Origin of the sequence: Ruminiclostridium papyrosolvens C7, assembly GCF_000421965.1 — a bacterium.
Classification (GTDB): Bacteria; Bacillota; Clostridia; order Acetivibrionales; family DSM-1351; genus Ruminiclostridium; species Ruminiclostridium papyrosolvens_A.
Genome location: NZ_ATAY01000098.1, coordinates 23,430 through 46,205 on the forward strand (window position 1 = coordinate 23,430; position 22,776 = coordinate 46,205).

A 22,776-nucleotide genomic window follows, 5' to 3' on the forward strand; every position below is an offset into this window, starting at 1 on the left:
TATTTTGGTTATACCCATGTTTTACATTTTTAACCTCATTAAAGTTACATATCTGTATTATTATTATCAAACTGTAAAAAATAATTATTACTAAAGCACTGGAGGTACTTTAAATTAATGGAAAAAAAATCGCAGGAAAGAGAAAGGTTTTCAACAGGATTAGCAGTATTTTTTGCAACACTAAGTTCTGCAGTAGGTCTTGGCAATATCTGGAAGTTTCCTTATCTTACAGGCAAGTACGGTGGAGGTGCTTTTCTACTGATATATTTTATATGTATTGTCCTTGTTGCACTGCCTGTTATGATAAGTGAACTATATATCGGAAGAAAAACCAGAAAAAATCCTATAGGTGCCATATCTTCCATTAAACCAAGAGGCCCATGGAAAATAATAGGGTATATGGGGATATTATCGGCTTTTTTTATTCTTTTCTTCTACAGCTCTGTGGCAGGCTGGACTTATTCCTATATTTTCAAGGGTTTGTCAGGAATTTTTGCAAACAGTACTTATAAAGACTTGGACAACATATTCAATCAAACCGTTTCTTCTCCGGTTGTGCCTATTATATGGCAGTTTATAGCTATCTTTGTAGTAGCGTCAATTCTCATTCTTGGCGTAAAAAAAGGTATTGAACGAATGACCAAAGTTTTGATGCCTATATTACTTATTCTAATTATAATCTGCGATATACGTTCATTGACATTGCCGGGTGCTATGGAGGGATTGGCTTTCATTTTTAAGGTGGACTTTTCCAGTATTACAAAAGAAGTTATTTTAATGGCATTAGGGCTTTCTTTTTTCAAACTGTCTTTGGGAATGGGAACTATTATTACCTATGGCAGCTACTTTACCTCTGACAACAATATGATTGCTACCGCCGGAAGGGTTGCCGTGTCAGATACAATTGTTTCGCTTCTGGCAGGTATAGCAATTTTTCCAGCTGTTTTCTCCTTTGGCATGACTCCTCAGCAAGGCCCCGGACTGTTGTTTAAAACTCTACCGTTGGTCTTTGCAAAAGTACCCTTTGGCAGAGTGCTTATAGTGTTATTCTTTATATTGTCGGCCATTGCAGCAACAACCGCAATGCTCTCAATGTTAGAGGTTGTGGTTACCTACTTTGTGGAAGAAAAGAAAACATCTAGAAGAAAAGCAGTTTTGATATGTTCCTCAATAGTTCTGATTATCGGAACATTTGTTACCATGTCTCAGAACGGAGCTAACCCAATAAGCAAAATAAAACCCTTCGGTTTAAACTTATTTGATTTGTTTGATCAGGTTTCTTCAAATATATTGTTACCTCTTGGCGGACTACTCATCGCATTGTTCGCAGGTTATGTTATAAATAAAAATGATATAAAAACAGAGCTTTCCAATTATGGAGAGTTGAAAAACCAGACACTCATAAGGATTTATACCTTTTTGGTAAGGTATATTACACCGGTTCTGCTGTTTATTGTTTTCATGAGTATGATAGGAGTTTGGGGATAACGCAACTTAAGCGTTTCCCCATCCTTATTAAAAAGAATAATTATCTTTCTTCCATCGGTAAGAATTTGTGCGGCTTTGAAATACTCTTGTATGCAGGCCTTATTATCTTTTGCATGCAAACTACCTCTTCAATTCTGTGGGCACACCAGCCAACTATTCTTGCAACTGCAAATAAAGGTGTGAACAGTTCGGTTGGAATTCCCAGTGCGTCATATACAAATCCTGAGTAAAGGTCAACATTGGCACAAATATTTTTAGTTGTACCTTTTGCCTGTGCAAATACTTCAGGTGCAATTCTTTCAACAGCATCATACAGCAGGAACTCTCTTTCCCTTCCCTTTTCGATTGCCAGATGGTGCGCCTTTTCCTTTAGCAGTATTGTTCTCGGGTCTGACAAAGTATACACGGCATGGCCCATTCCGTATATGAGGCCTGCCTTGTCAAAGGCTTCCTTGTTGATTATCTTTATCAGATAATTTCTGATTTCATCATCGTCCGCCCAATCTTGAACGTTTTCCTTTATATCTGTAAGCATATTCATTGCTTTTATGTTTGCTCCACCGTGCTTCGGTCCCTTCAGAGAGCCGACTGCAGCAGCAATGGCTGAATATGTATCTGTTTCGGTAGAAGAGACTACTCTTGCAGCAAACGTAGAGTTGTTTCCTCCTCCATGCTCTGCGTGAAGTACCAGTGCAAGGTCAAGTATTTCAGCCTCAGACTGCGTATATTTATTGTCAGGCCTGATCATATGCAGTATATTTTCAGCTGTTGACAATTCAGGTAAAGGACTATGGATATATAGACTTTGCCCTCCGTAATAGTGAGACTTTGCCTGAAATCCGTAAGCCACCATTGTAGGAAATCTAGCTATCAGCTCAATGCTCTGTCTTAAAAGATTTCTAGGGTCTATACCGTCGGGTTCTTCATCAAATGAATAAGAAACAAGTACACTTCTTGCAAGCTTGTTCATAATGTCTGAGCTGGGTGCCTTCAATATCATATCCTCGGTAAAGCCGTTTGGTAACGCTCTTAATCCTCCCAACAACTCCGTAAACTCTGACAGCTCATCACTATTTGGGAGCTTACCGAACAACAGCAGATAACATACTTCTTCAAAGCCAAATCTTTTCTCCTGCTGAAATCCCCTTACCAACTCGTAAACGTCTATACCTCTGTAAACAAGACGACCTTCGTCTTCTTTTCTCTCGCCTTCGTACATAACATAACCATGGACCTCACCTATTTCGGTCAATCCCACCAGAACTCCGGAACCATCGCTATTTCTTAGTCCTTTTTTAACACTGTATTTTGTAAAATATTCCGGGTCAATTCTGTTTACACAATCAACTACACTTACCATCTTATCAATATAATCATTTAATTTTTTTTCCATATCTTCTCCATTTCCGGCATTGGATAAAACATTTTTTATGCCTGTGCCACTATTTATTTGCTAAATTAATCAAAATTTATTTTGTTCTAGTATGAATTATCAGAGGCCTGTTCTTTCACAAAAAGTTCCCAATCTATACTAATTGTATAATAATTCATTTGTCAGTGCAAGTTTAATTTGTTAAAAATTCATCAATATCGATATACAAATTTCCCAAAGGCCTTGAACCTTGCCGTTTATAAGAAAAAACAAAGGCTTGAGTCAATCGGGGAAATATCCGTGTTTAACTCAAGCCTTTTATTTACGTGTATAATTATTCTCTAATATCAAAAAATCTTACTTTCCGCAACATTTCTTGTATTTTTTCCCACTCCCACAAGGGCAGGGGTCATTTCTGCCAACTTTATTGCTTATAGCAATTCCTGCCTTTCTGTATTCAGTAGTAATTTCTTTTCTTCTTTCAACAGTAAGTATGTCTTCCCATTCAGGCAGGTTGTATAACCATTCTGCTTTTGCATCCAGCATGTTAAAATACAGCTTTTCGTAATCTATTTCCGCATCCAGAACTGTTGTTTCATCTAATGACTCCAAATCAATCTCTTGTACGAGACTGGTATTTATTCCGTCCAAGAAACCTGTAAATGTAACATTATCCATATTAAACGTACTTGCAAGTTCTTTCAGTTCGCCTTTCAAGGTCTTTAAATTATTGCCTAATATATATGCGTAGTTATCTTTTTCCTTTAAAAAATAATCTTTCCAAAAAGACTCATTTTCTTGTGGAGTTCTTTCAGCATCCGCAATTTCTCTCCACTGTTCGTATATCGACATAACAACTACTCCTTTTCTTATAAAATCTCATGCTATTATACCATAAACAAATTAATCATACACTAATTATTTGAATTCCCTACAATATAAAATTTTTGTATGATTCTTTTTTATTTAATACTTATGTTAACTTTTCCCCATTCCACCGCATATATTGATATATGACTACTCAAATTTATTATAGAACATGGTGGTGAATTTTATGGATTATGACTTTTTTGACATTGATCAGGCTGACAGTCTGAGACAAATGCCCGGCATCTCATATGTCAGGCTGTTTCACGCTTCTCCGGGAACTCCTGCTGCTGATGTCTATGCAAATGACAGACTTATTGCCAGAGGACTTTCATATGGACAGTTTACTGAATATATGCCATTGGCTACAGGTACGTACAAGATTGAGGTGTACCCTGCCGGACAGAAGAATACTCCAATATTGAGTATAAATCTCCCCATATCGGAAAAACAGGTATTTACTCTGGCCGTAATCGGAATCCTTCCAAGAATAGGAATACTGCCTGTTGAAGATGAATATGAAACTCTTGCTCCAGGCAGAGTTAACATCAGGTTTGCTAACCTCTCACCTAATTCCGGCAACCTTGATCTTGTTTTAAGAGGAGGCCCGGCAGTATTTACAAATGTAGGATATACTGAAGTTTCCGATTACAGGAGCTTCCCTCCGGGTAGATACAACTTTTTTGTCAGACCGTCCAACTCGTCAACCAATCTCTTATTTGTGCCTGTAAATCTTCTCCCGAGAAGAAACCTGACTTTCTACGTTGTTGGAAATCAAGGGATTCAACCCGGACTGCAAGTATACATCCCTATGGACGGTACTACCTATCTGAGAGTGTAAAACATAAAAGGGAGCTTTTCACATTTTTTTGTGAAGCTCCCTCATTTTTACTAGAATTCACAGCTACCTGTGGTTCTTGCGAAAGGTATCACATCTCTGATATTTGTTATTCCTGTGAGATACATTATAGCTCTCTCAAAACCAAGACCGAAGCCTGCATGTTTTGTGCCTCCGTATTTGCGAAGGTCAAGATACCACTGGTAATCTTCCTTGTTAAGACCCATTTCATCCATCTTCTTTTCTAGGACATCCAGACGCTCTTCCCTCTGGCTTCCACCTATTATCTCGCCTACGCCGGGTACCAGAAGGTCCATGGCTGCAACAGTCTTGTCGTCATCATTAACCCTCATATAAAATGCTTTTATCTCTTTAGGGTAATCGGTAACAAATACAGGTTTCTTGTATACCTGTTCTGTAATATATCTTTCATGCTCTGTTTGGAGGTCAGCCCCCCACTCCACAGGATATTCAAACTTGTCCTTGTTCTTTTTCAGAATCTCAATAGCTTCTGTATAAGTAATGTGTGCGAAATCAGAATTAACAACGTTATCCAATCTTTCTAAAAGACCTTTATCTACGAAGCTATTAAAGAACTGCATCTCTTCAGGTGCATTTTCAACAACATAATTAATAACAAACTTGAGCATATCTTCTGCAAGCATCATGTCATCCTTTAAATCAGAAAAAGCAATTTCCGGTTCAATCATCCAGAACTCCGCTGCATGTCTGGCAGTGTTGGAGTTTTCAGCCCTGAAAGTAGGTCCGAAGGTGTATATGTTCTTAAATGCCATAGCATAGGCTTCACCAGTAAGCTGACCACTAACCGTAAGACTTGTTTCCTTTTCAAAGAAGTCCTGTGAATAATCTATCTCACCGTTTTCAGTCCTTGGAGGATTTTTCATATCCAGTGTGGTAACTCTGAACATCTGTCCTGCACCCTCACAGTCGCTTCCTGTGATAAGGGGAGTATGAACATAGACAAAGCCTCTCTCCTGAAAGAATTTGTGTATGGCAAAAGCAGCCAGCGACCTTACTCTGAAAACAGCAGAAAATGTGTTTGTTCTGGGTCTCAGATGTGAAATTGTCCTTAAAAATTCAAAGGAATGCCTTTTCTTCTGGAGCTGGTAGTCCGCAGGGCATAGGTTCTCAATGGATATCCTCTTTGCCTTAAGTTCAAAGGGCTGTTTTGCGTTTGGAGTCTCCACCAGTTCACCCTCAACCTCTATGGATGATCCAACAGAAAGTTTTGCAACCTCTTTAAAGTTGTCAAGCTTATCTTCTTCAAATACAACCTGAAGGTTTTTAAAAAAAGTTCCGTCGTTCAATTCAATAAAACCAAAGGTTTTGGAATCACGGACAGTTTTTACCCATCCCGGAACTGTTATGGTTTTTCCAATATATTCATCTGGCGACCTGAATAGTTTTTTTATCTCTGTATAACTCATTTACCGTACTCCTTTGTACATTTGTTTTACATAACATACTCTAGTCTATAATATGCCAAAACTTATTAAATTAAAAGTACCTGTATAAAATTAAGTACCCCATTGTACATTTTATATAGGCTTTATATATTCTTTTACAGTAATTCTATATTGTTCTTTGAGCAATCGGATATCATATCATCACTCCATATTGAAGCTTGAACCTCTCCGATATGTGCCTTTCCAAGGAAGAACATGCATATTCTTGATTGGCCGATTCCTCCGCCGATTGTGTAAGGGAGTTCCTTGTTTAAAAGCTCCTTGTGGAATTTGAGGTTCTTTCTGTCTTCACAGCCCGCTTTTTTAAGCTGAGCCATAAGTGAATCTTCATCTACTCTTATACCCATTGATGAAACCTCATATGCTATGTCCAAAACAGGATAGTAGAACACTATATCTCCGTTCAGTGCCCAGTCATCATAGTCAGGAGCTCTACCGTCGTGTTTGATTCCGGAATTCAGGGTGTCTCCTATTTTCATAATAAATATGGCTTTCTTTTCTTTTGCAAGTGCAGTTTCCCTTTCCTTTGGAGTCATTTCAGGATACATATCCTCAAGTTCCTGAGTGGTTACAAAGAATATATCTTCTGGAAGGTATCTTTGCAGGTTTGGATACAGTCCTGACAAATAGTCCTCAGTTCTCTTGAATACTGAGAATATCTTTTTTACTATATTTTTTAAGGTTTCTTCGGTTCTTTCGCTTTTAAGTATTATCCTCTCCCAGTCCCACTGGTCAACATATACTGAATGAAGATTGTCCATATCCTCATCTCTTCTGATTGCATTCATATCCGTGTAGAGGCCTTCTCCCGGTGCAAAACCGTATCTTTTGAGTGCCATTCTCTTCCATTTTGCAAGTGAATGAACAACTTCCACAGTGTCTCCGTCGATACCCTTTACATCGAAAGCTACGGGTCTTTCAACACCATTGAGGTTATCATTCAAGCCTGTTTCAGGTCTCACGAATAATGGTGCGGAAACTCTGGTCAAATTCAATTCTTTTGCAAGTTCACCTTCAAAATAATCCTTTGTCTTTTTAATGGCAACTTCTGTCATACGTATGTCAAGGCTTGGTTTATAGCCTTCTGGCTTAATTAAACTGTTCATGTTTACCTCCTGAAAAATTATTATTTAAAACTTAATAAATCTCTAAAATTTGCAAGTCGCAAAACAGCTAGTGTCATTTTATCACACTTTTAGGAAAATATATAGTAAATTGCCGGTGGCAGACAAAAAAGCATAATAACCGAATCCTATGGTTATTATGCTTTTAGGTTCTCTTTAATTACATCATTGAATCAAGAGTATTCTTTACTTCAACAAGGAATTGTTCGGTATTTACAGTCTTTATGTTCTTCAATTCAGAAAGAGCAGCCAAATCCTTTGTCATTACACCGTTTTCAATTGTCTTTATTGAAGCTTGTTCAAGCTTGTCCGCAAATTCAACCAGTTCATTTATGCCGTCCAGTTCCCCTCTCTTGCGGAGAGCTCCTGTCCATGCAAACAATGTAGCCATGGAGTTAGTGGAGGTTTCCTGTCCTTTGAGGTGCTGGTAGTAGTGACGCTGAACTGTTCCGTGAGCTGCCTCGTATTCATAGAAGCCCTCAGGTGATACAAGAACAGATGTCATCATTGCAAGACTTCCGAAGGCAGTAGCTACCATATCTGACATTACATCTCCGTCGTAGTTCTTGCAGGCCCATATGAATCCGCCTTCAGACCTTACAACACGTGCAACTGCATCATCAATCAAGGTATAGAAATATTCAATTCCTGCTTCCTTGAATTTTGCATCATATTCCTTCTCATATATCTCTTGGAAAATATCCTTAAATGTATGATCATATTTCTTTGATATGGTATCCTTTGTAGCGAACCATACGTCCTGTTTCACGTCAAGTGCATAGTTGAAGCAGGATCTTGCAAAGCTTTCTATGGACATATCGATATTGTGCATTCCTTGTATTACGCCTGCACCTTTGAAATCGTGGATTGTCTCACGGGTTTCTTCACCCTTTTCGTTTATAAATACCAATTCTGCCTTTCCTGCTCCGGGAACACGATATTCTACGTTCTTGTAAACGTCACCGTAGGCATGTCTTGCTATTGTAATAGGCTTTGTCCATGTTTTAACAAATGGTTTAATACTGTCAACCAATATAGGTGCACGGAAAACTGTTCCGTCAAGAATTGCTCTTATTGTACCGTTAGGGCTTTTCCACATCTGTGTAAGGTCGTATTCCTTTACTCTTTCTGCATTTGGAGTTATGGTTGCACATTTTACTGCAACACCGTATTTTTTAGTAGCAATAGCAGAATCTGTAGTTACCTTGTCCCCTGTCTTTTCTCTGTATTCAAGTCCAAGGTCGTAGTATTCTGTTTTGAGGTCAATATAAGGATTTAAAAGAATGTCCTTAATCATTTTCCAGATTACTCTGGTCATTTCGTCTCCATCCATTTCAACCAGTGGAGTTTTCATTGAAATTTTTGCCATATATATACTCCTTTTTAGATTAGTTTACTCAGATTGTACCGCATGTCCGAGTAAAATCCGAGTTTATTATACAAAGTTAGTTTGTTATTGATTTCACACACTACTTTAATATAGCATATCCGAAGGATGTATGTAAACTTGATTTTGATAGAGAAGGGAAAGAACTTAAAATCTTTAATCTACACAGTATTTTTAACAAAAAATTCAACAGACTTAATGATTATTTCTCTAATAAAACACTTTTGCTTTTTTATATACCGTCATGCATAGTAGTATATTTATTTTATGAATATCTAATAAAAGTTCCTTTAATATTAAACCTTCCTGATATAATCAAAAGCAGAATCCCTGTAAGTAGTATTTACAACCCTGTTCTACATAGCTTTAAATCATTTTTTGTCTTTTTATATTCGATTATTATAGGAATTATAATGCACATAAGTCTAGATGAATTCACACATTCCAATACATTTCTTTCTAAAAACTTTACCGTCCTTAGTAAAAAAGTTGGGATACTCTCTATATCCAACTACCTGTACATATTAACATCTATTGCAGGTACGGTAGTATTGGTACTTTATGTATTAAAAAAAAAGCGAAAATTCATTCACGAATCATTAAAAACAACTTCTGCACGAAAGTTCTTTTACTGGGGTTTTATACTTATCTGTGGAATTGTCAAATTACTTGGTTCATACCGACAATATAAAATACTTTTAATTGCATTCTTAAGTATCCATGATTACACAATCTTATTAGGATTAATAAGAACCTTTATAGTTCAGTTCCTCTCAGGATGTATTATCGGAATTTTAACAGTTTCTATTATTTTTAAAAGCCGGTGTGTATTTAAAAAATCTAAATCCAACCGGCCATTAAATACCTAGAGTTAATTATTATCTACATAATAGCTTCCACCTCATGTGTCCTGCCGTCGTCAACAAGCTCTATTCTGTTGGTCTCTGTAGTTTTACCGTCTATGGTTATTCTTTGAACGTTTCTGTTTTTGTGTCCCTGATTTTTTACTGTTATATTATAAACCGAACTGCCGTAAACATATCTGACGGAGTATTCGTTCATACTCTGCGGAATACAGGGATCCAGCAAAATGGAATTCCCTTGCTTTTTAATTCCCAAAAGATGATCTATACCTATCCTGTACATCCAGCCTGCTGCTCCAGTGTACCAAGTCCATCCCCCTCTGCCTTCGTTGGGGTAAACCGCATATACATCGGCAGCCATGACATAAGGCTCCACTTTGTAAGTCATACTCTCATTCTTTGTTCTGGCATGATTTACGGGGTTAATCATATTAAACAGCTCCCATGCCCTCTCTCCGTTTCCAAGTCTGGAAAATGCGTAAATAACCCAAGTAGCCGCGTGGGTATATTGCCCTCCGTTTTCTCTTACTCCGGGCAAATACCCCTTTATATAACCGGGATTGAGTTCACTGTCATAGAAGGGTGGAGTCAGCAGTTTAATAAGTCCGTTTCTCCTGTCAACCAGATATTTTTCTACCGCACCCATTGCTTCCTCTACCCTGCTGTTTTTTGCTGCCCCGGTTATTGCGGCCCATGACTGGGATAGAGAATCTATCTTACATTCATCATTTTCTATTGAACCCAGAGGCGTTCCATCGTCAAAATATGCACGTCGGTACCAGCTTCCGTCCCATGCTTCTCTTTCTATTGACTCAATAATAGCGTCAGCTTTTGTTTTGTATTTCTCTGCTCTTTGGCTATCTCCCATTTTGCTACAAATCGGAATCATCCTTAGCAGAACGCAATACATAAACCAGCCTAGCCAGATACTCTCACCTTTTCCATTAACACCCACAAGGTTCATTCCGTCGTTCCAGTCTCCACCACCCATCAGAGGTATTCCATGGATTCCGAATTTCAGACCCTGATCTATGGCCCTGACACAGTGGTCGTAAACTGTTCCCTTCAGACCTGAATCACTTGGTATTTCATATCTTTCATGTTCATTTTCATTAAGAGTAGGAGACGTAATGTACCGTTCCTCCATATTTAGGATTTCAAAATCTCCGGTTACATTTATATAATCACAGGTCACGTATGGCAGCCATAGCAGGTCATCAGAGTACCTTGTTCTGATACCGTTCATCTTTTGGTTATGCCACCAATGCTGAACATCTCCTTCCGGGAACTGATGCCTGCAATGCAAGAGTATCTGATTTTTTGTAAGCTCCGGCAAGCTATATACAACAGACATTACATCCTGCAGCTGATCACGGAAACCGAATGCACCTCCTGCCTGATAGAAGCCTGATCTTGCCCATATCCTACAGGAAAGCACCTGATATTGCAGCCACCCGTTCAACATCAGATTAATTGATATGTCCGGGGTATTAACCTGTATCTGTCCCAGTCTTCTGTTCCAACTGTCTTTTACCTTTTCAAGTTCATTTTTTACCTGCTCGGTATTTCTTAACCCTTTAATTACTTCCGAAACCCTTTCAAGATTGTCCTGTCCAATAAGAAAAACTATTTCTCTTGACTCACCGGGTTTAAGCCGTATACCGGCCTTTAAGACTGCACATGAATCAATACCTGCTCCTGTATTGGAATCAAGTTCTTCCCTCATACCTGCCGGATTTGATATTTCCATATCCGGGCCGAAAAATTTCATTCGGCTGCCGGTATAGGATACAACACTTTCAGAGCAAGCGAGAAAAGCTCTTAATCCTCTGAAATCGGCATTGTACACATTGTCAATAAGAATAGCGTTTGAAGCTTCATCAAATCCCGTGACAATATACGGGGATGTCTGTGAAAATTCCGTACCCAGTACCGGCCTGAAATAATATGCTGTTTCCAGAATCATTTCGCTTGTTGTGGTGTTTTCCAACTTCAATATACTGATTTTTACAGCTGCTTCTTCTGCTGCAAACTGTGTAAGGGTTTGGTCTATTCCATTGCTTTTATGCCTGAAACAGGTATACCCGAAGCCATGTCTTATGGTATACGGTTCCGTTTCTCTCACAGGCAAAGGAGTACAGCTCCACACCTTACCGCTTTGAGTGTTACAAATATATATTATCTCCGAAGGAGTATCGGTAATAGGATCATTTATCCATGAGGTCAGTTTATTCTGACTGCTGTTAAGATGCCATGTATAACCTCCTCCCGATTCGGTACATATAAATCCGAATCTTTCATTGGCAATTACATTTACCCATGGCGCAGGAGTAGTCATTCCTGCACCTAATTCAACAACGTATTCTTTACCGTCTTTGGTAAAGCCTCCAAAGCCATTGAAAAATAACAGTTCTTCGGTTGTTACGGTATCTTTCCCGGGGTTTTCACTTATCAGAGTCGGTGTAACAGTCTCTGTGTAAGGCTCTGAAGTCCCATGAATTTCAACATTCAGAGATTTTTCAATACTTTCTATTACCTCTATCAGCGACGGAATTCCCTTATCAGCGTCCACTACTATTTTTGCACATGCAAAAAGCAAGTTTTTCTGTTCTTCATTCATTTGCCTTGAATTTCTTATAAATATACCGCCTCTTTTATCAAGAAGGTCATAAGACCTCCCTGAAGCAGCCATATCCCGTATCATTTCAAATATAGGCTGTATATAGGATTCTTCATCTGTAAGAAGAATTACCAGATCAAATACAACCCCTTTGATTCTATAGAAATCATGTAATTTCAAGGCCCAGTCAACCTCTTCAAAGCTGTCTCTGCTTTTTACCGTAACAAGTACGATAGGCAGGTCTCCTGATATGCCAAAAGGCCATAAATCAGACTGGCTCAACGAATTACGCAGGATATATTCAGCCTGATTTCTTCTGTCAATACCAAATAGCATTCGAGGCAGAAGTCTCAGGTAAGCTTTCTCGTCATCCGCATCAACATCTATAAAGCCTGCCTCTACAACACTTCTTGTCCACGCCATTTCAATGACTCTGTCCGCCGCCGCCGGGTCGCTGTATTTTGACAGCATCTCAACCCCTGTTTTTCTGCTGTCACAAGCACCCATACAAAAATTGACTACAGTACTTTCTCCCGGTTCAACTATAACCCTTATTCTCAGACTGAAAACAGGGTCAAGTACTGAACCTACAGAGTTTGAAAGGGGTCTGTCCGGTTCCATGGCACGGGGATTTGCAAGATTTCTGTTTCTGCCTATAAAAAGGGACCTGTCCGTCTCATATTCCACATGCCCGTATACTTTCCCATTAGTAGATGCAATGTGATATCCCCATGTAGTCTGTTTTATATCATCTCTTTTCCTCCTCATTGCCAGAAGTCCGTTGTATTCATCCACATATTCAGTCTTTACAAACAGCTTACTGAATGCGGGGTGGGCTGAATCGGCTTCAGGCTGTGTCAGAACAACTTCCATATAACTGGTAAGCTCTATTACCCTTTTTGAGTTGCTGTGATTGTGTATGCTTACTCGTCTTACCTCGGTGTTGTCCTCTGAACTGATTATCACCTCGGTATTTGTTTCAATGTTCCCTTCTCTTCTGACAAACTCCGCCTTGTGAGGTGCAAATATAGCCTTGTAGGCCTCGGGCTTTGTATTTGTGGGATTATAGGTAGTGGACCAGAACTCATTTGAGTTTACATTTCTGATATATATAAATGCTCCGCTGCTCTGCATATAATCGTTAATCCATCTGTACACAGCCATTGAATGCAATTTACCGTAGCCGGAGCCTTTGTCCGTAATCATGAGGTAGTAGCTTCCGTTGGACAACAAGTGCATATTGGGATATGCTGTAAGCCGTTCATATTCCCTGATAACCGTATCCTCGTGGTTAATGTTCTTTCGTACTCCTCCTACAGGCTGTTCTCTGAATTCCTTGCTTATTACGGCAGCTGCCGGGAACTTCTCCTGAAGCAGGGAATCTACCGCTTTAATTAAAGGATTACTGTGGAAACGCTCCTGCATTATGTTATTTTTAAAGAAATTCACAAGAGCCAGCATACTCATTCCCTGATGGTGAACCATGTAGCATTTTACAACAGCACATGACTGATTCTTGCTCATTCTAGAGCTTGTAAAATCAACCGCTTCATAAAGTCCAAAATTCCCGACAGCACCAATCTCTTTGAACCTGTGTATGTTTTCAACACATTCCCGTGGTGCTATATCCAGAGCCATTACAGTTGCATAGGGTGCTGCAACAAAATCGTTTGCAAGGCCTCTTTTCAATCCCAATTGAGGTACACCGAAGGCTCTGTACTGGTAATTTAAACCTATATCAAATGCATAATAGCAGGATTCTGAAATTCCCCAAGGAGCTTTGTTTGCCAGTCCATATTTTATCTGTGTTTTTACAACAAATTCATAGGTTTTATCTATTAATGTGTTAGAGTAACTCTTAATCAGTAGTCTTGGCATAAGGTATTCAAACATTGTTCCTGTCCATGATGCAAGTCCCTTCATACCGTTTACCCTTACCAGCTTCCTTCCCAGCTTGAACCAGTGCTGTCTTCCTGCTTCGCCTCTGGCTATGGCAACAAGGCTGGTCTGTCTGGCTTCCGAAGCAAAAAGGTCATAATATGATTTGCTTGCATGGCCTTCCTCAACATCAAAGCCTATGGTAAAAAGATTTCTGACCGGGTCAAATAAATATTTGAATTCCATTGCATCAATGAGCTGCTGAACCTTTGTTTGCAGCTGTTGAATTCTCTGCATCTCCTGTGATATATTTTGTATGGGAGCAAAGAGATTTTCCTTGTATTTTGTGTATTCAGTGTTAAATGTGATAATACAGCTATCCAGCTTTTTGAGCCAGTAACCTGTTTTTTTGCTTTTATCCAGTTCATCAACTAATTTTAATACGGCTGGCAAGAGATTTTTATAGCTTTCTTCAATATTATCCCTGTCTACTAGCTTTTTCAAAAGCTCAGTATCAAAATACGCCTTACTGCTGTCTATTTCCGAATTGCATATTTCAAGCAGGTCAAATAACCCCTCGATTGTTGAGAAGTCATATATTGGACTCTCCATCAGCCCGGAAAGGCCTTCCTGAAGCACCATCAAATAGCCTATAAAGTTTCCGCTGTCTACAGTTGAAATAAATTTGGGACGAAGTACCTCCAAGGTGGCAGTGTTATACCAGTTATATAAATGCCCGTTCCATTTATCCATTTTTTCAACTGTATTTATTGTATTTTCTATTCTTGTTAAAAAGTCCAGTGTATTTATATATCCCATATCTCTGGCAGCCAGATTTGATACCAGAAGCAAACCTATGTTTGTAGGAGATGTTCTGTGTGCAGCTCCCTTATATGGCTCTTCCTGGTAATTATCCGCAGGCAGATAGTTTTCTTCCGGCCCTGCAAATTCATCAAAATAGCACCAGGTTCTTCTAGCCAGCAATCTGACTTCTTCCATTCCTGCCGAATCAAGCAAAGCATTGTCTTTTGTTGTAGGAAGGCTGATAATATAGGCTATCCATGGGGAAAGCACCCATAAAATAAATGCTGCCGCAGCCAGAGGTAAAAACTCTTTCCTGTATAAAATTGAAAGCAGCAAAATAATCGCACTATATACAGGTGAAAACCACATTCTTCTGTAATAGCTGCCCACTCCGTTTTTAAGGGACATTTCCATGTCAGCTGCTGTAACCCATTCCAGCAGGTTCTGTTTTGATAAATATACTCTGTATATTGATTTTGAAACAGCATTTACCATTAATTCCGCCTGATACGGCAAAAAGGTTATAAGCAGTCCCAATTGCAGGAGGATTGCTTTGAACCCCGTTATAATAGTAGTCCTCCGCTTTGCAATATATATTTTATAGTTGCCTGCAAGCACAAGCTGTACAAAATAGTTCAATACCGGAGAACACAAGGATATAAGCGCAAGTATGAGCCATCCCCTGCTGCTGTATCTGAAAAGCCACACGGCCAGTAATGCTATAAGTGCCAAAACGGGCTGAACCAGACTTCTCCTTAAGTTGTCTATCATCTTCCAGCGTGACAGCAAAGATAAAGGATTTTTGCCCAGTATCCACGGAAGCAGTTGCCAGTCCCCTCTTGTCCAGCGGTGAAGTCTCATCATAAATGAATTGTACTTTGCAGGGTAGCCGTCAATCAATTCTATATCTGTAACAAGAGCAGTTCTTAAAAAACTGCCTTCCAACAGGTCATGGCTTAACACACTGTTCTCAGGTATTGTTTTATCAAGAGCCATTCTGAAAACATCAACATCATATATGCCCTTCCCGGTAAATATTCCTTCGCCAAAAACATCCTGATATACATCAGATACTGTTGTTGTATACGGGTCAATACCTCCCTGCCCTGCAAATACTCTGGTAAAAAGGGATATTCCTGCACTTTCAATGTTTACGTCAACACGAGGCTGCATAATACCGTAACCTTTGGTTACAATCCCCTTTTCAGCATCAAAATAAGCCTTGTTCAAGGGATGAGCCATAGCTCCTACCATCTGTTTTGCAGTATCCAAAGGAAGCTGCGTATCCGCATCCAAAGTTATTACATACTTGATATTAGGCAGAGAAACAATATCGCCACTGTTAAATACATAGCTGGTATTTCTGTCTCCCCCAAGAAGTCTGTTAAATTCTACAATTGCCCCTCTTTTTCTTTCCCACCCCAGCCACTTACTCTGCTTTTCGTTGTAGGTTCTTTTCCTGCAGAAAAAATAAAAAATAGGTTTGCCTTCGCTCTGGCCGTATTTACTGTTTAAATCCTTTACCCTTTTTATGGCAGCCTCTACTATTCCATTATCATCAGAGAGGGTTTCTTCATCTGCATCCTTGAAATCTCCGACAAGGCTAAAATATATATTGTTGCCTTTGTTGGCAAGATAATAAATTTCAAGATTATCTATAAGTTCCAGCGTTCTCTTTACATTAGGTATAAGGGTAGGAATAATTACCATAGTCGCCCAATCCTCCGGGATGCCATCCTTGAGTTCCAGTTTTGGAAGCCGTGCTGGCTTTGCAACCCTGCTTATGCAGCTGTTGAGTACCGCCACAACTATCTCGCTTGCAGGAATTATTGAAAGTATTCCGACCAGTATAGCCAAAACTATTAGCCCGTCCTTTTCCCTTACAACGCTGCTCATTGTAGGGATAAGTGCAATTAAAACAGAGAAAATCACTATGGCTGAAATATAACATCTCTCACGGTTTTTAAAGAACGGGGGCTTATTGTTTCCAAGCCGGTCAGTAAGAATACTGCTTCCATTTCCGGCAAGATAATATCCTACATGGTTTTCAGCAGATATGAAAGAATTCTGTTGGTACTTTTCCTTTGCCAAATCTACGCACAATCTGGCTATGTTTATTTCAGTTGTATCGTATTTGCTCCCCATTTTCATCACTATGTCCCTGTACTGGTTTCTGGAATTGAAGTCCATTTGTGAATATATTCCACAGGGGTCAAGCTTGAGGATTCTCTCAACTTCACTTAATTCCTCGAACAGGACAGTATTATCAAAGTTAGATAATGCTCTGAAGCCGTTAATAACATTTCCTATGGATACCTGAAGTGTTGCCTGATTAAAATGATCTTCTGAGATAAGGTTGTCTGTTGAAGTACTTTTCTGAATAAGAATACTGTCCAAACATTCAATCATCCATAGAGTTTTTGCCCCATCCTTTCGCAGCTTTTTGATAAGATGCTCCGCAAAAGCAGGGGTTATTTCGTCAAGCTGTTCTATATGTCTTTTGAAATCATCGCAATTCTCATTATTATGTCTGATCCCATTAACTATATTATCTGCCCTGTACCAATCCTGACGGTTTGTATTCATCCTGTCGCAAACAGTCCAGAGTTTTTCTAAAAGAGCCGCCTTTAGCATTGTTGATAGCATCCAAAGCTCCTGTATTGAAAGGAAAGTGTACTTCTGATACGCAGTTATGAAGTCCCTTATTATCCTTTCATTGACATTGCCGTCACAATGGGACACTAAATCCGCCGCTATTGCAAATACCCTTGGATACCCTGCATAAGCACCCTCAGATATTACAGGCACCGCTTGTCTTGCTTCGCTTAATTCTTTTAGAAGGATGCTTTTTTGTTCTTCAATAATATAGAAGTTATCCAAAAGCCACTCCGCAGCCGGAGGAACAGGAAAAGACGCAGAAATATCTATATTGAATTTATGGTAGGTCTCAAGAACATTTTGGAAATTTCTTTCAATTCTTTCCCGAATCTTATTTATTCCTGAGCTTCTTTTTTCCGTAACCTGTTTCTTCGCCAACTGCTCGGCATGTCTCATTAAATCATCAGGATTGAGGACTACATCTTCTATCTGAACATCATAAGAGGGTCTGTTTCTTAGAACAAGTCCTATCAAACCTGCAATAATGGCAATTAGTGTTATTATTAGGATAATTGATATATTATTCATATATGTATATCACCGTTTATCTTAAAATTTTTTTATAACAAAAAACTAAACATCAATAATTATGTTTCCCTAAAATTGAATGTTTAGTCATTTGGTGAAATACATATTCATATTTAAATTTAATCTTTTAATTTAAGCAGGTTAATATCTATGATTTTTGTAATTGTTTTACCTGAGGAATTATCGTAAAAGCTGTATGTAAGATTCCCTTTATTATCCTTTTTCAATTCTGGCGAATAGCTTTTACTGCTTATGGAAAATTCACCGATATTGTTATAGTACCCTATTTTAAAGTCTTTTGTAACATAGTACATTTTATATGTATTTAAATTGGAAGATGCATATTGACCTATAAGAAAATCAAAATTCCCATCTTTATTATAATCCTTTAAAGTTATATCTATTTTATTTTTAAAGGTCAGCTCTTCATTAATTGGGTATGATTCAATAACACGATCCTGTAGTGTCTCAATAATACACAGTTTGAAGTTTCCTGTCCAGTTGGGCCCTGAATCACTTCCCGGGAGATACTGTTCATGATACTCACCTTTGAACATTCTCAGTGCCAGTATATAGTCAGCTTTTCCCATACTGTTTAACGAGCAGCTACCTAAGGTTACTTCCGTATTAACCTTAACACCCGGAGTACTTTCAGTTTGACTGACATCTTGTGTATTGACTGCCCCCTGCTGTCCATTGCAACCGCACAATACTATTAATAATAGTGCAATCATAGAAATAAAACGATTAATTTTCATTGTAACTAATTCCTTTTAATAAATGAGCTTGAAATATCTTTATTGTATAGCTACTTACAGCACTGTTCAAAATATCATCCTTCCTAACAATGTAATTAAATGGTTTATTTGTAACTCAATTACATTACTTTATCGGCTTTTTTTATATCAACCTTTAATTATTTTGCATTCATCATAGTCTTGACAATAAAGCATTTTTTAATATATGGTAATAGTTATAGCTATATGAACTTAACAATTTAACGGAGGCATTCATAATGCAACAGGAACATCTTTCATGGCTTTATAAATATTTATTGGAAACGTACCAAGCTCCCATACTTGAAAATTTTCTTCAGCTTGAAATAGCTGAACTGGCTGAAGGGAAATTTATATGCAAGACAAAAATTCTTGACAGGCATTGTAATATTTATGGCTTTGTCCATGGAGGAACTCTGGCTTCATTATCTGATATAGTCATGGGAGTTTCCTGTATTACACTTAAAAAGCGAGTTGTAACGATAGATATGAACAACAGCTATATAAAAAATTCACCTGTAGGCTGCAGCCTCACCGCGATAGGCGAGGTAATAAGCAACGGTAAAACCATTATGAGGGCTTCCGGTCAGATATTCAACGAACAGCAGCAGCTTCTTGTACGGTCACAGGCATCATATTTTGTAACAGGTGATTTTTGTGAAAATGACTTTCCTGTATTAAAAAAAATGCCTCAATGATTTTAAATCATGAGACATTTTTCTAGTGAAAAAACGAATTATAATTAATAGGGAGGTTTTGCTGATGAAGGCTAAATCAAACTGTGACTGCTGCATTAATTACCTATACGATGAAGAATACGGCACTTATTACTGTCAGGTAAATCTGGACGAGGATGAAATGCTAAGATTTATGACAAAATCCTTTAACAGCTGCCCATACTTTCAATTTAATGATGAATATAAAACCGTAAGAAAGCAAATGTAAAATTTTTACGGTTTTCCTGTGGTCAGAATGTTTTTAGCTCTGTCTACTTCTTCCTGTGAAGGGGACGACACTCCCTCCAGAGGGTATTCTACGTTTAGTTTCTCCCATTTGACCTTTCCCATAGAGTGGTACGGAAGAACCTCTATTTTCTCTATATTTTTAAATCCCTTTAAATAATTATATGCTGCCAGCAAATCCTCTTCATCGTCAGTATAACCCGGTACAAGGACGTATCTTATCCAGACAGGTTTTCCAATTTCACCAAGATAGCTGGAAAACAGCTTTATGCGTTCATTTTCCACACCTGTCAATTCCAAATGCTTCTTTGCGTTTGCCTGCTTTAAGTCCAGTAGTACAAGGTCTGTGTACTCAAGTGTTTCCTTGATATCTTCCACATTGACGTAGCCGGAAGTGTCCACAGCAGTATGTATCCCTGCTTCACGGCACAATTTAAACAGTTCCGTTACAAATTCATGCTGTATTAACGGCTCTCCTCCGCTGACTGTTATTCCTCCATGTGAGGCTTCTATAAAGTTTCTGTATTTCAGTACTTCCTTCATAACCTCCTGAGGGGTGTACAGTTTTGCACCCTCCGAGCTCCATGCATCTCTGTTATGGCAGTACTTACATCGCAGCGGGCAGCCTTTGAGAAATACTATAAATCTAATCCCGGGACCATCTACAGTCCCAAAGGTTTCAAACGAGTGTACTCTTCCTTTGATTTCCATCAGAATTACCTCCTTAAAACTGCAACCCCCGTATAAAGATTAAATCCGGGGCAGCTTCCGAGGAAATTTCTTTGACTGAATTATTCCTCGGAAGCTGTCCGGCTGTAGCTATATGTTTTCGTGTATAGTTCTGTTGATTACATCAAGCTGCTGTTCCCTCGTCAACTTTATAAAGTTTACCGCATAGCCGGAAACCCTTATTGTAAGCTGAGGATACTTTTCAGGGTGCTCCATTGCATCCATCAGCATTTCCCTTTCAAATACATTTATATTAATGTGATGTCCGCCTTCCTTAAAGTAAGAGTCTAGCATTGACGCAAGGTTGCTTATCCTTGTATCTTCCTCTCTTCCAAGTGCTTTTGGAATTATGGAAAATGTATAAGATATACCATCCTGTGCAAACTGGTAAGGTAGCTTTGCTATGGATTGAAGTACTGCAAGTGCTCCGTTCAGGTCCCTTCCGTGCATTGGATTTGCACCCGGTCCGAAAGGTTCGCCCGCTTTTCTTCCGTCAGGTGTATTGCCTGTCTTCGCTCCATATACCACATTTGATGTAATAGTGAGTACTGAAAGAGTAGGAACAGAATGTCTGTAAGTCCTCTGTTTCTCCAACTTTTCCATAAAACGTTTCACCAACATTACTGCTATATTGTCTACACGGTTGTCATTATTTCCGAACTTTGGATAATCCCCTTCAATAGCATAGTCAACGGCGAGTCCATCTTCATTTCTTATTACTTTAACCTTTGCATACTTGATAGCGCTCAGGGAATCTGCAACTACGGACAATCCTGCTATTCCGCAAGCCATGGTTCTTAATATATCCTTGTCGTGCAAAGACATCTGCAGTCTTTCATATGCGTATTTGTCGTGCATATAGTGTATAATATTCAGAGTGTTAATGTAAAGCTTTGCAACCCATGTAAGTACAGCATCAAACCTCTTCATTACATCATCATAATCAAGATATTCAGTCTCAACTGCCTGCATTATAGGCCCTACCTGAACTCCTGATTTTTCGTCACGCCCTCCGTTAATTGCATATAACAAAGCTTTTGCCATATTACAGCGGGCTCCGAAGAACTGCATCTGCTTTCCTATTCTCATGGCCGAAACACAGCATGCTATACCATAATCATCACCCCAATAATACCTCATTATGTCATCACTCTCATATTGAATGGAGCTTGTATTGATGGAAACGTATGAGCAGTATTTTTTGAAACCGTCAGGCAGATGCACCGACCATAGAACCGTTAAATTCGGCTCAGGTGCGTGTCCCAGATTAAACAACGTATGCAACATTCTAAAGGAATTCTTAGTTACAAGAGTACGTCCGTCAAGGCCCATACCTCCGATGCTCTCGGTTACCCAAGTGGGGTCGCCGGAAAACAGTTTTTCGTATTCCGGAGTCCTCAGAAATCTTACTAATCTCAGTTTCATAACAAAGTGGTCCACAAGCTCCTGGGCCTCTTCCTCAGTAAGTGTACCCTCCTTCATATCCCTCTCTATATAAATATCAAGGAATGTTGAAACTCTACCAAGACTCATTGCTGCACCGTTCTGCTCCTTTACTGCTCCCAGAAAACCGAAATACAGCCATTGGAATGCTTCCTGTGCGGTTTCTGCAGGCCTTGAGATATCAAAGCCATACATTTCTGCCATTTGCTTTAAGTACTCAAGGGCTTTTATCTGGCTTTTTGTTTCTTCCCTCTCCTGAATGGTTTCACTGTCCATATAATCCATTTCTAGACTTGTAAGTTGCTTCTTTTTATCTTCAACGAGCCTGTCAACCCCGTACAATGCAACCCTTCTGTAATCGCCGATTATTCTTCCTCTGCCATATGCATCAGGTAGCCCGGTTATGATACCAGCTTTTTTTGCCCTCATCATTTCAGGAGTGTATACATCGTAAACGCCGTCATTATGAGTTTTTCTATATTCAGTAAAGAGCTTTACAACGCTTTCGTCAATCTTTTTGCCGTAGGCCTCTCCACCCTTTACCACCATCCTTATGCCCCCAAATGGCATTATACCCCTTTTCAAAGGTTGGTCAGTCTGCAAGCCTACAATTTTCTCCAGTTCTTTATCTATATATCCGGGGTCATGAGAAGTCATTGTTGATATAATTTTTGTATCGACATCGAGGACTCCTCCGTTCTTCCTTTCCTCCTCCAGTTTGTCACTAACTTTTTTCCAGAGTTTTTGTGTCCTTTCCGTTGGACCCTTTAAAAAGGAATCATCCCCCTCATATGGTGTATAATTATTTACTATAAAATCCCTTACATCTATTTCCTCGGACCAATTCCCGTTTTTGAAATATCTCCATGCATCCATTGTAAACACCTCTTTTTATATTGTGTTAATATATTTATACCCAAAATAAGAAGTGAAAACCAACAAAATTACTGGG

14 protein-coding genes are annotated in these 22,776 nt (G+C 38.9%); 5 read left to right on the forward strand and 9 right to left on the reverse strand.

What is annotated here, in order from left to right; translation table 11 throughout:
* Positions 1-117 precede the first annotated feature (117 nt).
* Entirely contained in the window at positions 118-1,488 is a 1,371-nt protein-coding gene (locus L323_RS39520; protein WP_020817210.1) for a sodium-dependent transporter, read from the forward strand.
* Between the two features lie 40 nt (positions 1,489-1,528).
* Here the strand turns inward: L323_RS39520 and L323_RS39525 are convergent, their stop codons facing one another.
* Complete coding sequence (locus tag L323_RS39525) at positions 1,529-2,881, reverse strand: citrate/2-methylcitrate synthase (protein ID WP_020817211.1); 1,353 nt, start codon at positions 2,879-2,881, stop codon at positions 1,529-1,531.
* 336 nt (positions 2,882-3,217) lie between these two features.
* The gene (locus tag L323_RS39530; protein WP_020817212.1) at positions 3,218-3,712 is read right to left on the reverse strand and encodes an SEC-C metal-binding domain-containing protein; all 495 of its coding nucleotides are present in this window, start codon (positions 3,710-3,712) and stop codon (positions 3,218-3,220) included.
* Positions 3,713-3,914: 202 nt separating this feature from the next.
* On the opposite strand from L323_RS39530, the gene L323_RS39535 reads away from it, so the two are divergent.
* Positions 3,915-4,568 carry a DUF4397 domain-containing protein gene (locus L323_RS39535; protein ID WP_020817213.1) on the forward strand — a complete coding sequence of 218 codons (654 nt, stop codon included), beginning with the start codon at positions 3,915-3,917 and terminating at the stop codon, positions 4,566-4,568.
* Between the two features lie 50 nt (positions 4,569-4,618).
* Here L323_RS39535 and asnS read toward each other — a convergent pair whose 3' ends face one another.
* From asnS to L323_RS39550, 3 genes are all read right to left on the reverse strand, one after another.
* Positions 4,619-6,013 carry an asparagine--tRNA ligase gene (gene asnS, locus L323_RS39540; RefSeq protein WP_020817214.1) on the reverse strand — a complete coding sequence of 465 codons (1,395 nt, stop codon included), beginning with the start codon at positions 6,011-6,013 and terminating at the stop codon, positions 4,619-4,621.
* 134 nt (positions 6,014-6,147) lie between these two features.
* The gene (gene asnA, locus L323_RS39545) at positions 6,148-7,158 is read right to left on the reverse strand and encodes an aspartate--ammonia ligase (protein WP_020817215.1); all 1,011 of its coding nucleotides are present in this window, start codon (positions 7,156-7,158) and stop codon (positions 6,148-6,150) included.
* A gap of 178 nt (positions 7,159-7,336) precedes the next feature.
* Positions 7,337-8,545 carry an NADP-dependent isocitrate dehydrogenase gene (locus L323_RS39550; protein ID WP_020817216.1) on the reverse strand — a complete coding sequence of 403 codons (1,209 nt, stop codon included), beginning with the start codon at positions 8,543-8,545 and terminating at the stop codon, positions 7,337-7,339.
* A 242-nt stretch (positions 8,546-8,787) separates the two neighbouring features.
* Here L323_RS39550 and L323_RS42185 point away from each other — a divergent pair, with 242 nt between their 5' ends.
* A complete protein-coding gene (locus tag L323_RS42185) occupies positions 8,788-9,432 on the forward strand; it encodes a DUF4184 family protein (protein WP_165582698.1) in 645 nt (214 codons plus the stop codon).
* A 13-nt stretch (positions 9,433-9,445) separates the two neighbouring features.
* Here L323_RS42185 and L323_RS39555 read toward each other — a convergent pair whose 3' ends face one another.
* A complete protein-coding gene (locus L323_RS39555) occupies positions 9,446-17,914 on the reverse strand; it encodes a GH36-type glycosyl hydrolase domain-containing protein (protein ID WP_020817217.1) in 8,469 nt (2,822 codons plus the stop codon).
* 119 nt (positions 17,915-18,033) lie between these two features.
* Positions 18,034-18,672 carry a hypothetical protein gene (locus tag L323_RS39560; protein ID WP_020817218.1) on the reverse strand — a complete coding sequence of 213 codons (639 nt, stop codon included), beginning with the start codon at positions 18,670-18,672 and terminating at the stop codon, positions 18,034-18,036.
* A 257-nt stretch (positions 18,673-18,929) separates the two neighbouring features.
* Between L323_RS39560 and L323_RS39565 the strand changes: the two genes are divergently transcribed.
* Positions 18,930-19,388 carry a PaaI family thioesterase gene (locus L323_RS39565; RefSeq protein WP_020817219.1) on the forward strand — a complete coding sequence of 153 codons (459 nt, stop codon included), beginning with the start codon at positions 18,930-18,932 and terminating at the stop codon, positions 19,386-19,388.
* Positions 19,389-19,452: 64 nt separating this feature from the next.
* Positions 19,453-19,635 (forward strand): DUF6472 family protein, encoded by a 183-nt coding sequence (locus tag L323_RS39570; protein ID WP_020817220.1) that lies wholly within the window; start codon positions 19,453-19,455, stop codon positions 19,633-19,635.
* A 5-nt stretch (positions 19,636-19,640) separates the two neighbouring features.
* Here the strand turns inward: L323_RS39570 and pflA are convergent, their stop codons facing one another.
* Both pflA and pflB read right to left on the reverse strand, forming a co-directional pair.
* A complete protein-coding gene (pflA, locus tag L323_RS39575) occupies positions 19,641-20,363 on the reverse strand; it encodes a pyruvate formate-lyase-activating protein (protein WP_020817221.1) in 723 nt (240 codons plus the stop codon).
* A 108-nt stretch (positions 20,364-20,471) separates the two neighbouring features.
* Positions 20,472-22,700: a formate C-acetyltransferase gene (gene pflB, locus L323_RS39580; protein WP_020817222.1), complete on the reverse strand. Its 2,229-nt coding sequence runs from the start codon at positions 22,698-22,700 to the stop codon at positions 20,472-20,474.
* Positions 22,701-22,776: the final 76 nt, after the last annotated feature.